The organism is bacterium (genome assembly GCA_030646995.1).
Lineage (GTDB): Bacteria > Patescibacteriota > Minisyncoccia > UBA6257 > WO2-44-18 > JAUSKF01.
In genome coordinates, this window is record JAUSKF010000003.1 from 1 (window position 1) to 13,643 (window position 13,643).

Here is a 13,643-nt window from a genome sequence, read left to right on the forward strand (position 1 = left end):
CTTGATTTTGAGCAGTTGGCGGATTTACCTATTGAGCAATTCCAAAAAGATATTGACGCGGCGATGGAAGAGGTTGTTTCACTGGACGTAATTGATAAGGTAAGAAAATTTGAGATTGGCAATAAAGCATTCAGTAAATTACGCGCTCAATTGAACGATCATTTGGTGCGGGAAGTTTTGGGTTCTAAAGGGAAAAAGGAGACGAGGGAGCTTATTAATCACATTTTGAAAAATGAGATGCACCGCTTAATTCAAGAAAAGAAGGAGGGCTATAAGGAGAAATTGGTCTATCTAAAAGTTATTGCGGCCGACTTAATTGGTTCCTAATTTATGTCCATCCAGTCCATTATTGATTTGATTAAAGGCGGGAAAGCTCCGGAGGCCGGAAAGCAGCTGGCTGATTATGTCGCCGATGCGAAGATCTCTCCGGAGGACCGGGGCTCGGTTTACGCCGAGGTTGCTTCTGCTTATTTAAAGACTAATTCGGACAAGATGAGGGAATATAAAGAATTTTTGGAGGAGGTTAAGGGAGAGTTGCGAGAGTTGAATTTGAAAGAGAAAATCTTGACGGACGGCAGTTAATCTTGTAGTATTGGGTCAGCTTTTTGACTAAGGAGATAGGCATGAGAAGCCTTGGATGGGCCCTGCTGGTTTTTTTGGTGAGTGGCGTTTCAGCCACTGCCGAGGAGTCGAGCGGTGAGAAGTCCTCAATTTTTGATCCGGACCGATTCGAGATAAAACCCGAAGGGCATGCGCGAGTCTACTATGATTCGTCGGCAAATGAGGGAATTTATGATCGAGCTTTCATTTCAAGTTGGGCTTTGAGTAGTAGCGAGGCGCTTAATTTCGCCGCCGGGAAGCTCATTTGGGGAGCAGAGCCTAAGAAGCAGACGCCGCTGGAAAGAATTCTGCGTTCGTTGGGTTCCGCGATTCCTTTGGTGTTGTTGCAGATACCTATCAGTGGGGCTTCACACGAATATGGCCATTTCCGAGGCTACAATCTTGCGGGCATGAAAGAGCCGCAATTTGTGTCGGCGGATGATCGGACCTCTTATTACTCTGATCCGGGAGTTGCTTTCCGACAGATTGCTCTGCAGTCCTTTATTCCGGGAGAATTCCTGTTGGCTGGCCAAAGCTTGGAGGAGTCCGAAAAATTTCGGAAAGACCCCAAGCGTCAGAGATATGAGGCCTATTATCATGCCTTCATCGCCGGCGACGGTTTGAATCAGGAGCAATACAACGCCGAGATGGTCGGGCTGAAAGTGCTGCGCGGGAAGGCCCATCCATTGGATGCAATCACGTTTTTCGTGACCTCGGCCGGAACTATTGCCTATGAGATGGATGGTGAAAGCGATGACATATCGTTGTATGTGAAGGATCTTGGGCGCGCCGGAATAAAGACCGATGTCAGTCAGGTGCGGATCACCAGCCAAATTCCCAAGCTGATCTCCAACAGCTCAATCTCATTCATTGTCGCCTGGTTTGACTATTGGATAACCGGTGATGACGCAGTGGAGCCGCTGGCGTTGGAGCTGGGAGACTTTCGGGTAAATTGGCCGGATTTCTATAGCTATTTGACCCTGCATGGGCCGACTATCAAGGGGGTCGAGCGGATTTCCTGGAGGAACTACGCCGTCAATCTTTCCTACGAGCGTTCGCTGGCGGATGGAAGCCAGGAGGCCGGAGTGCTACTCGAAGGCAATGTGTTTCGCTGGCTGTCGGTTTCGGCTGAAGGAGTTCGTAATTTCACGACCGGAGGAACTTGGGCGGAGGCGGAGATTGCCCTGCGTCCATTGGCGCTCTTCGGAGAGCATGAAGCACTCCGTTGGTTCGAGCTGGGAGCCAAAGGTTACTACGGGCAGGGAGATACCTTCCGCCGAGAGATCGTTGGCCCTTCTCTGCATTTCGAAGAAGAGAAAACCAGCGGAGTGAAGTGGTTCGTCGGAGTGAATATTCCTTTCTAGTCAAAATCCCCCCGCATTGCGGGGGGATTTTTTAATATTCAATGTACATCTCGTCATCGTCGGGCAGATCTTTTTTGCCAGTGCCGAGGTCAATGAAGTCGGTCAGCTCGGGAGGGATTTCATAAACGAATCTGGAGGGAGTGCCGGAGAGCGATAGACAGAGTTTTTTGCGGGCGCGGGTCATCGCCACATACATCAACCGCCGTTCTTCCTCCAGGTCATCAAGCGAGCCATAAGAACGTTGATGCGGAATAATGCCGTCGGCACAGCCAATTACAAATACGCTATCGAATTCCAGTCCCTTCGCCATATGAATGGTCATTAGAGAAACCGGGGAAACCAACGACTGACGACCAACGACTGACGACTTGGTTGGGGCGTCAGAAGTCTGCATCAATGAGACCCTTTCTAAGAATTCATCCAAGGATTTAAAGTTGCCGGCGAAGCTGATGAATTCGTTCACATTCTCAATGCGTTCGTGATAATTTTTGTATTCTTTTTCTAGATACTCTAGATAATTGGCATTTTCGATAAAGAAGTTAATTAATTCCAAGATATTTAATCTTTCTCCTAACCTCGGCAGTTCCTCAATCAGATAAGCCGCCGTTTTTTTATCGAAGTTTTTAGAGAGTCGCTCGGCGCTTACAGAATCTTTCGGGTTGTGCGCCAAGCGCAGGCCGGCAACTAGATCTTTAATTTCTTTGCGCTCGTAGAATTTCAATCCGCCGAAGACTTTATAGGGAATATTGGCGGAGATCAGCGCCTGCTCGATAGCGCGCGATTGAGCGTTGGTCCGGTAAATCACCGCGGTAGAACCTTCGCGGATTTGCTCAATCTGGCTTCCTACGATTGCCGCTTCTTCTTCCGGATCAGGCGCTCGGATTACTTTAATCAACTCCCCTTCTTTATTTTCCGTCCACAAAGTTTTCGGAGTTTGGAGTTTGTTGTTTTTGATTACTGCGGAGGCGGCGGTGATGATGGTGCTCGAAGAACGATAATTTTGCTCAAGTTTCACAATTTTTGCCCTCGGCCAGTCTTTCTGGAAGTTTAAGAAGTTCCGGAAATCGGCGCCGCGGAAGCTGTAGATTGCCTGTTGGTCGTCCCCTACCACACTTAAATTCTGATGTTTTTCTGCGAGTAGGCGAATTAACCGATATTGGGCGGCGTTGATATCTTGGTACTCATCTACCAATATGTATTCAAATTTTTTCTGGTATTTTTCTAAAACTGCAGGATGATTTTCAAAAAGCCAAACAACTTTCCCAATCAAGTCATCAAAATCAAAAGCATTGTTTTGCGTTAAGGCCTCTTCGTATTTTTCAAATACCTTTTTGGTGATGCGGTCGAAATCTTCCGGCGAAAGCATTTCATTTTTTATTTGCCCGATGTGGTTTTGAAGCACGGCAGGATTGATGCTGTCTTTGGAAATATCCAACGCTTTCATAATTTTCTTCACCAGACTCAAAGAGTCATCTGCGTCGTAAATTGTAAAAGCCGGTGAGCGATTCACGAGTGAGGCTTCGCCTTTCAATAGTCGTGCGCAAAAAGAGTGGAAGGTTCCGATAAAAGGAATTTGGGAGCCGGCTAATTGCTTGGCGACCCGATCCCCCATTTCTTTGGCGGCCTTATTGGTGAAAGTAATTGCGATAATACTCGCAGGACTGGCGCCTTTTTCTATCAGGCGAGCGAGGCGGGCGGTGAGAGTTTTAGTTTTTCCGGAACCGGCTCCCGCGGCAATTAAAATTGGGCCGTTTTCGTGCTCAACTGCTTCTTTTTGGCTTGGATTTAGGTCCTGGAAATTGGCCGTCATTTGTGATATTATACCTGTATTAGCAAGATAAGAACAATCTTTAATAAGCTTCCTCTGACAACCGTTATCCCGGTTGTTTTGGTTATTATGGGCATCGGGCTCAACTTTTTGGTTTTGGTCAGAAACAACAGGGTTGCCGATGCCAGCGGTCCGGTTCTGGCGTTGCTGACTAGCTCTGTTGGGGCAGAAATAGACTCTCTGTCCTCTGACCAGGTTTTTGGCGACAATTTCGAGGTGGCCAGCGATCAGAATGCAACGGCCGGGTTTATCGTGGTTGATGGTGACTCGGTGTTGAATGCCGGGAATCCCTTAAGCACTATTTTGGCGACTCGCGACGGCTTACTTTCTTACAAAGTACAAAAAGGCGATAGTCTTTCTAAAATTGCTTCCAGTTTCGGAATTTCTTTGAATACTATTTTTTGGGCCAATAGCAGTTTGGGTAATAATATCCGTCCCGGTCAAGAATTAGTAATTTTGCCGGTGTCCGGAGTTCTGCATCAAATCGAAGAAGGCGAGACTGTAGATTCGGTGGCAGAATTTTATGCCGTTTCTCCTTCCAAAATTTTACAGTACAACAAACAGGCGGCGAATGGTTTAAGAATTGGAAGCACGCTTGTAATCCCGGATGCAAAACCAAAAAAGACTTTCGCGAGCGCCACATTGGCGGATTTACCTAATTATCCAGGCTACTTTATTTTACCGACCACAGGTTGGAATTGGAGTAAGCTTCATTATTTTAACGGTGTAGATATTGCTAATGCTTGCGGCACGCCAATTTATTCTTCTGCAGAGGGTTTGGTTATTAAACAAAATGAAAGCGGATGGAATGATGGTTACGGCGGATTCGTAGAGATTGAGCATCCCAACGGAGCTATTACAAAATATGCGCATACGCAAAAGAATTTGGTGGCAGTCGGAGATTATGTATTGCAGGGAGATATTATTGGCCGCATCGGTAACACGGGTAATGTGCACGGCCCGACGGGGTGCCATCTGCACTTCGAGATACATGGGGCAAGGAACCCGTTCGCTAAATAAAGCCCCCCGCTGAGCGGGGGGTTTGTTTGTGAATCAGACCGAGTCCTGATCGAGCATGGTGAGGAGTGAATCCTCATGCCTCTCGATGCAGGTCTCTACTCGGCTGAGAGCGCCGCGAAAGGTGTTCATGTAGCCACGGTAGCGGCTGTTTTGTTCACCAGTTGGGGCGGGCAGTCTTCGAACTGACCAAGGAATTCCACTACCTCTTCGGCGACGGTGATGAACTTCTCACGGAGAGCAATACGCTCTTTGCGGCTCATCTCGGAACTGCGCAACTTCTTACGGAGCAGCTTCGAGGTTTCCGTGACCGCATCCGCGATCCCAGCCAGCCAGCTCTGGATGGTCGTGCGCAGGTCTCCTGCCGACTTCATCTGCGAATCATTTCCTCCGAAGAGCTTCGCGTAGAGCCAAAGCACTCCATAGAACTCGACGATTTCCTGCCCGGCCTGCGCATCGTGCTGCCAGAAGACATCCTGCGGCAGATCGAGCTCGGCCAACTTCGCCCATGGCTCATCCATCGCCACTTTGCATTCATCGGCAGTGACGATGTCGCCATTCTTGAAAGCGACGATTCCCCGATGCGACAACTCCCGGATTTCACTTTCCAGGTTGTAAGCCGCCGCGATTGCGCCTTTCGCCGCCCTGAAGCGGGCTCTGGCGTGTCCGGTCTTTTCCTCTCCGCTCCGCGCATCCTTCCAGCTTGTCTCGGAAAGCTTGTCCAGCTCTTCCCTGACACCTAGCGCAATAATTCCGTTCATGACTTTCTCCTTTCAAGAGAAATGTATCCCAGTCAATATGGATGGGATGGGGTTTTGGTTGGAAAGTTTCTGAAGAGATTATAGCAGAAGATATGATTGATGTCAAATAAAAACCACCGAGAGAAAATCCTCTCGGTGGCACTTTAATTTCTACCGACGGCGGTTGCCGGTGCGGTTATTCGCAACCGTCTGGCGAACTTCCTGATTCCGCTGCTTCTGAGCAACGGCCGGAGAGTTCAAGGCCATCTGCCTCAGGGCATCCGCCTGCTTCAACACCTTGGCGGCGGCCGTCTTGGCGTCCTCGATGGTCTTGTTGGTCGCCACGGTGATTGCTTCGGCGTCTTCGTGGCAGAAGGTGGCTCCGCCACTTGCGACGAAGACCTTCACGTGGTCACGGCAGAAGAAGTGGGTTTCGTACTTGTCGCCCACCTTGACCGAGGCGAAGTTCCCGACCCGCACCTCCTGACCCTTGAGAGGACCATCCTGGTGCAGGAGCACCCGATCGTTCACAATCAACTTCCGCTGCCAGGGGTTGCCCTGACAGCCACAGCCTTCGAGCATGCAGGAGAGCATCTCTCCCGTGTTCAGGCCGGCCTTCGTGTCGGGACCGGCCGCAGCCTGGTCCTGACGTTTGGCGATGGTTTGGAAGAGGCCTTTCGCCACTTCGAGTACCACCTGAAGCTGGTCGTTCTTGGCCCGCTTCACGAACATCTGCCAGAACCCCCGGTTCTGACTGGCCGGAGGATGACCCTCGTACGACTGCTGGTTGAACCAGAGCGTCGCCGCGCGGGTCATCGGGATGTCCTCGATGGACTTTTTCCCGCCGAACCTTTCCCGGATCTCCTTCGCCGTGAGCGGCTTGTCGAGATCCTCCTCCTTCGAGGAAGCGACGTAGGCGTTGATCTCCTCCACGGAAGCGAGATGCCCGAGCGTCTGGAGGTACTTCATGAGATCATGGATGGTGACCTTTCCCTTCCACTGACCGGACTCCCATGCCTTCCTGGCACCGTCGTCCAGCATGGACTTCACATCGGAACCCGACTGCACATTGTCCGTCTTCATGGCACGTCTCCTTTAAAAAGGGGGTTGCCCCCAATCTGTGCTTCTACCGCCCGCCTGATGGCAAGCTATAAAGTAGAAGCGATTACGAAGTTCTAAAGGGCATTATAGCAGATGGGTAGAATTTGTCAATAGGCGGAAAGTAGGATATAATATAGAAGATTTAGATAGGTTTGCCCCTGTCGTTCAACGGTTAGGACTTCTGCCTTCGAAGCAGAAGATTGAGGTTCGATTCCTCACGGGGGCACAAATTTTGAAACCGGCTTTATGCCGGTTTTGAAATTTTTGTCTTCGAGGAATCGAACCAGCAGCACCCCGTGTTGGAAGGCAGGGCACTACCCCGCGGGGTAGTGCCCGTCGGAAACCAGAGGGTGTCCGAGACGGGGGTCGGGGTGCGGCGAGAGTGTTCGAGGTTGAGCATAGCGAAACCCCTGTTCCTCACGGGGGCATAGTGTAAAAGTGGTAATATATAGGAATGAAGATTGATTATCTTGCTTCCGAATCAGTCACTGAGGGGCATCCGGATAAAGTCTGTGATCAGATCAGTGATGCGGTATTAGATGCATATTTGAAGCAAGACCCTAAATCTCGGGTGGCTTGCGAGACCTTTGCCTGCAATGACCAGCTGGTGATTGGCGGAGAAATTACTTCCAAAGGGAAAGTAGATATTGAAAAAATTGCTCGGCAGGCAATTAAGAATATCGGCTACGACAGCGTTGAGAAAGGCTTGGATTATAAAACTGTCAAAATTACTTTGATGATTAATCAGCAGTCGCCTGATATCGCGATGGGAGTAGATAAAAAAGATCCGATGGAGCAGGGAGCGGGCGATCAAGGCATGATGTATGGCTATGCTTCCGATGAAACAAAAACCTTGATGCCTTTGCCGATTGCTCTGGCGCACGCGCTGGCTTTCAAACTTTCCGAAGTACGGAAAAATAAAACACTCCCCCATCTCCGGCCTGACGGGAAAACTCAAGTCACTGTGGAGTATCGCGACGGCGAGCCTTATCGGATAAAAAATATTTTAATTTCTACGCAGCATCATCCGGATTTTTCAGGGGAGAAATTACGGAAAGCTTTGATAGAAAAAGTCATCAAGCCGGTTGTGCCGAAAAAGTTTATTGATAAAAATACGGAAATTTTTGTAAATCCAACAGGAAGATTCGTGATTGGTGGCCCGGCCGGAGACACGGGGCTCACGGGACGGAAAATTATTGTGGATACTTATGGCGGAATGGCGAAGCACGGCGGCGGCGCCTTCTCCGGAAAGGATCCAAGCAAGGTGGATCGTTCGGCGGCCTATGCGATGCGTTGGGCGGCGAAAAATATTGTGGCGGCGGGACTCGCGAAAAAGGCCGAGGTGAAGGTTGCCTACGCGATTGGTATGAGCAGGCCGTTGGCTTTCAATGTGAACACCTTTGGCACAGGTAAGTTGTCTGACAATCGGATTGCCGATATGGTAAATAAGGTTTTTGACTTCCGTCCGGCGGCGATCATCCGAGACCTAGATCTATTGCGCCCTATCTACTCAAAAACCGCCGCCTATGGTCATTTTGGGAGGGCGGATATTGATTTGCCGTGGGAAAAGACAAACAAAGTTCTTGCAATTAAAAAACTCGCCGGATAGGCGAGTTTTTTTGCCTGTGCGCGCTAAGGGAATCGAACCCCTGTATATCGCGTGTAAGGCGATCGCTCTACCATTAAGCTAAGCGCGCATGTGCCCCCACTTGGAATCGAACCAAGGTCTGCGGATTAAGAGTCCGTAGCTTTACCACTAAGCTATGGAGGCATTTCACGAATTGTCTCTTTTGTACGACTTTAATTTATTCCACCTCGTCTCTACCTTGTCAACCGCAATATCCAAAGATGATAGCATCTTTTTTAGCCAAGCGAAAACCCTTTGCATGCTATCCCCACCCTTCATCATCCTGATTTTTATTGTTCCATAATACAAATTATTTTTTTTGAACCCCTTATTGGCCGGCTTCACAAAACTTTTACCGAAATTTTCTAATGGAATTCCGGTTAAGTCCGACCAAAACTTTTTTATATCCGAATCATTTTGTTGGGAATAGATATTTAAATGAGCCTTTAAATCAGTCGTTGTTACTCCGAACATTTTTATCATCCAACCAATCATAAATTTAATTAGCAATGGATCCGAATTGGTGACCCCAAAATCTTTGGTTTTATTGCCTTCAGCCCAGTAGATTACCGCGCCGAGCAGTCTTAAAACATCATCCGAGATTGGAATTTTTATTTCCTTCTCTGCCAGGGCGGCGATTTTCTTTATTTCCCTTTGTCTGCGCTCATGGCTGTTGTTTGGGCTGTTATGCATAGCAATAAGTCCTTTTTTATACAGCCATTCCTTTTGTTGGACACTCAACTCAATACCCCTACACCATAAACGCGCCGTGCTTTTCGCTATACCCAATTCTTGAGCAATTCCTTTGAAACTAAAGCCATGTTCCCGTAGCCCGCGAGCCTGTTTTCGTTTAGTGGGATCGTATTTTTTTCTTGCCATAATCATACGAGTTACTATATCCTCATAGCGAATAATCTACAAGAGATAGATTTGAATATCTTGTGGATAACCCTTATTTGGAAGGCATTTTCTAGAGAACGTATGGTGGATAGCCGCGTGGGAGTTCTTGTTGGATCAGCAGACTTGGCTCCGATTCGCCATATTTTCGGTTAATCTAAGTTTCTGATATTCGTTGAGTGATTTTTCTTAGTGTGTCCATGAGAAACCTTTCAATCAAGTCTGGAGCAGTCCACGGCCAGTTCCTCTTTCGGGGATTTTCAAACGGAACGCATCGTACTATAAAGCGTTCACTGGCCTTGCCCTATAAGTAATATCATTCTCATGTTCTCAAGAACATAAGAATGATATTTTAGAAAAAAATGGGACTTTTAATTTTTCTTACATAGAGCTACGCTTTAGTCAGCTTTTTAATTAGGACGTTCAGCGATGCGCGAAGCGAAAACTCCGCAGGGCGACATCCCCTCTCTTTATTCTTTGGCGGCCAATACTCTCTATGATGAAAAGACGCGAAGGGAATTTTCAGACCAACTTGTTGAGTTGTACAAAGATTATATTCTTACAGCCGTAAGCAATCTTCAAGAACAGCACGGGACCAAACTCGATTCGGCCGATCTTTTCAATGACGGTGTAGTTGGTTTGCTGGAATCTTTACGGTCACTCGAACTAAATGCAGACTGCCCCACCTACGCTGATTGGATTGGAAAAAATATCCGGAAGGCGATTGAATGTCGGATCTTGGAAGAAATAAGAATGTCCGGTGGCGGAGAGGCTCCGCGTGGCTAACATTGACGCCCTGATCGCTCACTATCAACGGCCGAAAAACTGGGGCAGCTTTCCGGACGGGACAGAAAGAGTTTTGACCGGGATTGATAAAGTAGAGTGTTACAACGATTTTCTCGCCCTGCAATTTAAGTGGGCGATGCTCCCCTGCCCTGAATGTTCTGGGGCCGGGAAGGTTCCAAATGCCGCCTCTGACAGCGAAGACATTGAATTTGTTAATTGCGCAAACTGCCATGAATTCGGCACTCGCTACTATATAGAAGCGGTACGGCATGTGTCGGTTGGCTGTGGGTGGCTCATAGCCGTCGCCAGCTGGTTCTCGGAATACGCGGAATGTAGGCGAGTTGAAGAGATTATGAAGCTGACAGTGGATGACATTATTAATCTATCTGGTCTTCCTTGGGCAGGAGCTCATTGCGCCTCCTTAGTAAGAGGAGCAATCAGAGATGCGTTAGATCCCGGATTTAGCTGTTTAAAAGATTAGGAGCTCTTTGAGCTCCTTTTTAATTTAAGAGAGGCTTTGCCCATGCTCCGAGCGAGATTCCGAGGCGTAGCCCCGTGCGAATAGGATTTTCTGCGGGAGCGTAAGCGTCCTTTACGGACGGCCGCAGAAAATCCGTTAAATGAGTCGCGGCACGGCCGCCGAAGGTCGAGAGAGGAGATGGGCAAAAGCCGAACAATCACTTGCCGGATTGCCGCATTGCCGGATTTTGCCTCGTTAGTTATATGCGGCAAATAGCTTTTAAACAAACTGTTAAACAATTTCAATTGTTTAACAGTTGGGCCTAGCAAATTGTTTAGCGATAAAAGTGTTAAACACTGTACCAGATTTGTGAGGGAAATTGCAGGAAAGTTTGCCGGCAAACTTTTTAATCAAAATAGCCATAGCTATATAGCCTATGAATTATCTTGTAATTTTCGGGGATATCATCGCGATTTCCTATTTCCTCAAGCCATTCAATCATCTGCTTTCCTTTGTTGCCGTGGAGTTTTTTATAAAAGAATGGGACTACTTTATTTTTCAACGAAGCCACATCTCGGACTATTAATTTGGCCATAGGGCCGCGTCTGTAGATCTTGTTCTTTTCTGATAACGCCCTTACTTTGTAGACATAAATTTTATTTTTTAATCCAAGCCTTAATTTTAATAGTTCTATTAGAGATTTATCTCTTTCGTGCATTTGAATTGTAAATGCCGGGAGAGCGAATTTCTTGCCCGTTTTTCCAATAACGGGTATATTGCAAAAGGTAAAACAGCCCTCCCCCTCTACTAGGCCTCGTAAATATTCATCTGATATTATTTCGCGTTCCATGTTTGCCGTTTTACTGCGTACTCATTGTTTCAACTATAACACTGGAACGGAGTAAATCGTTAAACAATGTTTACAGATTATGTTCAAAAGTAAAACATCTGCCATAGGGGCGATTGGAGAAGATCTCGCTTGCGGCTTTTTAATTCAGAAAGGATATAAAATTCTTAAGCGTAATTATTGGAAACCATGGGGCGAATTGGATATCATAGCCAAAGATTGCGAAGGAGTCCTGGTCTTTGTGGAGGTAAAAAGCGTACGACGTTTGCCGGCAAACTCCGATTTGCAACCTGAAGACAATTTAACTAGCGCCAAACTAATCAAGTTAAGGCGCGTTGCCGCATTATTTGCCGGATCCAATGAGGCAATGATCGATCCGGCAAGGGGATTCAGAATTGACTTAGTCGCCGTCTGTTTTAATCCGGAGAGGTTTTTTCACTACGAGAATATTTAGATAACAACTTGACTATATAGTCAAGTTGTTGGAGTGTGGGTCTTTTGATTGACTAATTCAGTAAAAGTTATATTATTGCGGTAGAAACTTTACAGAGGAAAGAGAAGATGCCATGTCGGAAATCATCGAGGTGGGCCGAGATACTCTGATCGAGGTCTTTGATCTGCAGGCAAAGAAATTGCTGGATTCGTCTTATGAACGCCAAGCAAAAGACGGGAGTCAAGATTTTCTTCGAAGGCTTTCGTTCTTGGCTAAGTTTGTGCGCACCAATGAAGAGATTCTTCATCTCAATTTCCACGAGAACTACATTCCCTGTTTGATTGTGATTCCTAGCGCTATTATCGCTTGGTACGAGCAATTGAGTGATGTGTTTATCGGGCAGGTTGGGCATCTAAGTTTGGCGGGTGTGTGCGATAAAGAGGCTGGGGCTTTCTATAAACCGCCTCCGTCGGCTCCGGAAGACATCTATCTAATCTTCGATGTTGAGCCTGGCGTAGAGTATCGGGAGGATATTAATAATGTCCGCAATAGATTCAACGTTGCCGACCGTCGCGGTCTCACGGTAGAAGAGGCGATTGCTCTTCTTTCTTACGATCCGGAGATGCTTACGAGGACTAACCTTTACCTGCTTGGTTGCGCGCCCGGTCCGGGTAGTAGAGTGATGGCGATGCGCGCCGACAAGGGAACCGTGCTTGGTTATGCGAATGGAGTAAAGAGCGTGACTTTCGGAATCCCATCTACGCCGAAGCTAAATTTTTGAAAATCCCCAGAGCGGGGATTTTTTTGTTTTCTATCTAGACCAAAGCCCGAGGGCAAGTTAAGATGGATAGCAATAAATGACTGGGCAATATAAAGAAAAAAAGATTGTGGTGATAGGAGGGGGAACGGGCATTTTCCCTGTGCTATTGGGCTTGAAAACCAGATTTTCTGACATTACTGCCGTGGTTACTGCAGCTGATGAGGGCGGGTCGTCGGGCATACTTCGGGAGGAGTTTGGTATTTTGCCTCCGGGTGATATTCGCAGGGCATTGATTGCGCTCTCTTCTTCCGACAATAAAATCTTATCCGAGCTTTTTAATTATCGTTTTCAGGAGGGGAGTGGTTTGTCGGGGCACAGCTTCGGCAATTTAATTATCACGGCCTTAGAACGCATCACCGGTAGTTTTGACAAGGCGGTGATGGAAGCGGGAAAAATATTGGCCGTGCAGGGGCGGGTACTGCCGGCGACTCTGAAGAAGTGCTCCTTAGTGGCGGAGTTAGAAAATGGGGAGATTATTAAAGGAGAAACTAATATCGACATTCCGAAACACGATGGGCGTTTAAAAATAAAAAAAGTTTGGCTAAGTCAAGTTGCGGAGATTAATCCGTTGGCAAAAAAAGCGATTTTGGATGCCGATGCAATCATTGTGGGGCCGGGTGACCTTTATTCTAGTTTATTGCCTAACCTCTTAGTGAAGGGGATGAAAGAAGCTTTAAAAAAAGCGAAGGGCAAGAAAATTTATTTTGTGAATATTATGACTAAGTTTGGCGAAACTAACGGATTTACTGTTTCGGACTTTGTGGAAACGATTGAGAATTATCTGGGCAACGGAGTTCTTGATTATGTGGTGGCCAATAAAACCAAGCCAAGCCTGATGCGCTTCCGACCATACGCCAAAGAACAAGCGCAGATGGTAGAGGCGGGCGCGAAGAGTCTTTCCGGAAAGCCTGTACTGATAACGGCTGACCTTTTGCGTAAAACCGGTTTTATTCGCCATGACCCAGATAGGGTGGCGGAGGTGGTGCGGACGCTAATTTAATTCGATGAAATATAAATTTTTTACAAAATCCGACAAAGCTTGGGGGGCAATGCTTGAGGCGGTTAACGGCGCTCAAAAGTCAATTTATCTGGAAAGCTTTATTCTCACCGATGATCCAGAGAC

The 13,643-nt window shown here is 47.4% G+C and carries 15 protein-coding genes and 3 tRNA genes; 11 read left to right on the forward strand and 7 right to left on the reverse strand.

The features are described 5' to 3' along the window. From Q7S83_01405 to Q7S83_01415, 3 genes are all read left to right on the forward strand, one after another. The coding region (locus Q7S83_01405; GenBank protein MDO8466778.1) for a hypothetical protein at positions 1-327 on the forward strand (327 nt) is incomplete at its 5' end. Positions 328-330: 3 nt separating this feature from the next. Beyond that, positions 331-582, forward strand: a complete 252-nt coding sequence (locus tag Q7S83_01410; protein ID MDO8466779.1) for a hypothetical protein — start codon at positions 331-333, stop codon at positions 580-582. A gap of 41 nt (positions 583-623) precedes the next feature. Further along, positions 624-1,964 (forward strand): hypothetical protein, encoded by a 1,341-nt coding sequence (locus tag Q7S83_01415; GenBank protein MDO8466780.1) that lies wholly within the window; start codon positions 624-626, stop codon positions 1,962-1,964. Between the two features lie 31 nt (positions 1,965-1,995). On the opposite strand, the gene Q7S83_01420 is transcribed toward Q7S83_01415, so the two are convergent. Continuing rightward, a complete protein-coding gene (locus tag Q7S83_01420) occupies positions 1,996-3,774 on the reverse strand; it encodes a UvrD-helicase domain-containing protein (GenBank protein MDO8466781.1) in 1,779 nt (592 codons plus the stop codon). Positions 3,775-3,861: 87 nt separating this feature from the next. On the opposite strand from Q7S83_01420, the gene Q7S83_01425 reads away from it, so the two are divergent. Continuing rightward, positions 3,862-4,812 (forward strand): peptidoglycan DD-metalloendopeptidase family protein, encoded by a 951-nt coding sequence (locus tag Q7S83_01425; protein ID MDO8466782.1) that lies wholly within the window; start codon positions 3,862-3,864, stop codon positions 4,810-4,812. A gap of 125 nt (positions 4,813-4,937) precedes the next feature. On the opposite strand, the gene Q7S83_01430 is transcribed toward Q7S83_01425, so the two are convergent. Together Q7S83_01430 and Q7S83_01435 are read right to left on the reverse strand one after the other, a co-directional pair. Beyond that, positions 4,938-5,570 carry a hypothetical protein gene (locus Q7S83_01430; protein ID MDO8466783.1) on the reverse strand — a complete coding sequence of 211 codons (633 nt, stop codon included), beginning with the start codon at positions 5,568-5,570 and terminating at the stop codon, positions 4,938-4,940. Between the two features lie 150 nt (positions 5,571-5,720). After that, the gene (locus tag Q7S83_01435) at positions 5,721-6,632 is read right to left on the reverse strand and encodes a hypothetical protein (GenBank protein ID MDO8466784.1); all 912 of its coding nucleotides are present in this window, start codon (positions 6,630-6,632) and stop codon (positions 5,721-5,723) included. Between the two features lie 172 nt (positions 6,633-6,804). Here Q7S83_01435 and Q7S83_01440 point away from each other — a divergent pair. Further along, a tRNA-Arg gene (locus Q7S83_01440) sits at positions 6,805-6,876 on the forward strand. 228 nt (positions 6,877-7,104) lie between these two features. Continuing rightward, positions 7,105-8,259, forward strand: coding sequence for a methionine adenosyltransferase (metK, locus tag Q7S83_01445; protein MDO8466785.1), 1,155 nt, complete (start codon positions 7,105-7,107; stop codon positions 8,257-8,259). 17 nt (positions 8,260-8,276) lie between these two features. Here the strand turns inward: metK and Q7S83_01450 are convergent. The 3 genes from Q7S83_01450 to Q7S83_01460 form a co-directional block, all read right to left on the reverse strand. After that, positions 8,277-8,347, reverse strand: a tRNA-Val gene (locus Q7S83_01450). Between the two features lie 3 nt (positions 8,348-8,350). Further along, positions 8,351-8,421 (reverse strand) — tRNA-Lys (locus Q7S83_01455). 3 nt (positions 8,422-8,424) lie between these two features. Further along, a complete protein-coding gene (locus tag Q7S83_01460) occupies positions 8,425-9,162 on the reverse strand; it encodes a hypothetical protein (GenBank protein ID MDO8466786.1) in 738 nt (245 codons plus the stop codon). Between the two features lie 441 nt (positions 9,163-9,603). On the opposite strand from Q7S83_01460, the gene Q7S83_01465 reads away from it, so the two are divergent. Continuing rightward, on the forward strand, positions 9,604-9,960 hold the full coding sequence (locus Q7S83_01465) for a hypothetical protein (protein ID MDO8466787.1): 357 nt from the start codon (positions 9,604-9,606) through the stop codon (positions 9,958-9,960). Then, positions 9,953-10,441, forward strand: coding sequence for an iron-sulfur cluster assembly scaffold protein (locus tag Q7S83_01470; protein MDO8466788.1), 489 nt, complete (start codon positions 9,953-9,955; stop codon positions 10,439-10,441). The genes Q7S83_01465 and Q7S83_01470 overlap by 8 nt, the downstream gene beginning before the upstream one ends. A gap of 385 nt (positions 10,442-10,826) precedes the next feature. Here Q7S83_01470 and Q7S83_01475 read toward each other — a convergent pair whose 3' ends face one another. Continuing rightward, on the reverse strand, positions 10,827-11,270 hold the full coding sequence (locus Q7S83_01475) for an LAGLIDADG family homing endonuclease (protein ID MDO8466789.1): 444 nt from the start codon (positions 11,268-11,270) through the stop codon (positions 10,827-10,829). A gap of 79 nt (positions 11,271-11,349) precedes the next feature. On the opposite strand from Q7S83_01475, the gene Q7S83_01480 reads away from it, so the two are divergent. From Q7S83_01480 to Q7S83_01490, 3 genes are all read left to right on the forward strand, one after another. After that, positions 11,350-11,721 (forward strand): YraN family protein, encoded by a 372-nt coding sequence (locus Q7S83_01480; protein ID MDO8466790.1) that lies wholly within the window; start codon positions 11,350-11,352, stop codon positions 11,719-11,721. A gap of 112 nt (positions 11,722-11,833) precedes the next feature. Continuing rightward, positions 11,834-12,481 (forward strand): DUF5701 family protein, encoded by a 648-nt coding sequence (locus Q7S83_01485; GenBank protein MDO8466791.1) that lies wholly within the window; start codon positions 11,834-11,836, stop codon positions 12,479-12,481. Positions 12,482-12,557: 76 nt separating this feature from the next. Then, positions 12,558-13,520 carry a YvcK family protein gene (locus Q7S83_01490; protein ID MDO8466792.1) on the forward strand — a complete coding sequence of 321 codons (963 nt, stop codon included), beginning with the start codon at positions 12,558-12,560 and terminating at the stop codon, positions 13,518-13,520. The last annotated feature ends 123 nt before the right edge of the window (positions 13,521-13,643 follow it).

Excerpts from the sequence above, each read along its gene's own strand:
- Q7S83_01410 (MDO8466779.1), top strand. The coding sequence starts at position 331 with ATGTCCATCCAGTCCATTATTGATTTGATTAAAGGCGGGAAAGCTCCG.
- Q7S83_01415 (MDO8466780.1), top strand. The coding sequence starts at position 624 with ATGAGAAGCCTTGGATGGGCCCTGCTGGTTTTTTTGGTGAGTGGCGTT.
- Q7S83_01420 (MDO8466781.1), bottom strand. The coding sequence starts at position 3,774 with ATGACGGCCAATTTCCAGGACCTAAATCCAAGCCAAAAAGAAGCAGTT.
- Q7S83_01425 (MDO8466782.1), top strand. The coding sequence starts at position 3,862 with ATGGGCATCGGGCTCAACTTTTTGGTTTTGGTCAGAAACAACAGGGTT.
- Q7S83_01430 (MDO8466783.1), bottom strand. The coding sequence starts at position 5,570 with ATGAACGGAATTATTGCGCTAGGTGTCAGGGAAGAGCTGGACAAGCTT.
- Q7S83_01435 (MDO8466784.1), bottom strand. The coding sequence starts at position 6,632 with ATGAAGACGGACAATGTGCAGTCGGGTTCCGATGTGAAGTCCATGCTG.
- metK (MDO8466785.1), top strand. The coding sequence starts at position 7,105 with ATGAAGATTGATTATCTTGCTTCCGAATCAGTCACTGAGGGGCATCCG.
- Q7S83_01460 (MDO8466786.1), bottom strand. The coding sequence starts at position 9,162 with ATGATTATGGCAAGAAAAAAATACGATCCCACTAAACGAAAACAGGCT.
- Q7S83_01465 (MDO8466787.1), top strand. The coding sequence starts at position 9,604 with ATGCGCGAAGCGAAAACTCCGCAGGGCGACATCCCCTCTCTTTATTCT.
- Q7S83_01475 (MDO8466789.1), bottom strand. The coding sequence starts at position 11,270 with ATGGAACGCGAAATAATATCAGATGAATATTTACGAGGCCTAGTAGAG.
- Q7S83_01480 (MDO8466790.1), top strand. The coding sequence starts at position 11,350 with ATGTTCAAAAGTAAAACATCTGCCATAGGGGCGATTGGAGAAGATCTC.
- Q7S83_01485 (MDO8466791.1), top strand. The coding sequence starts at position 11,834 with ATGTCGGAAATCATCGAGGTGGGCCGAGATACTCTGATCGAGGTCTTT.
- Q7S83_01490 (MDO8466792.1), top strand. The coding sequence starts at position 12,558 with ATGACTGGGCAATATAAAGAAAAAAAGATTGTGGTGATAGGAGGGGGA.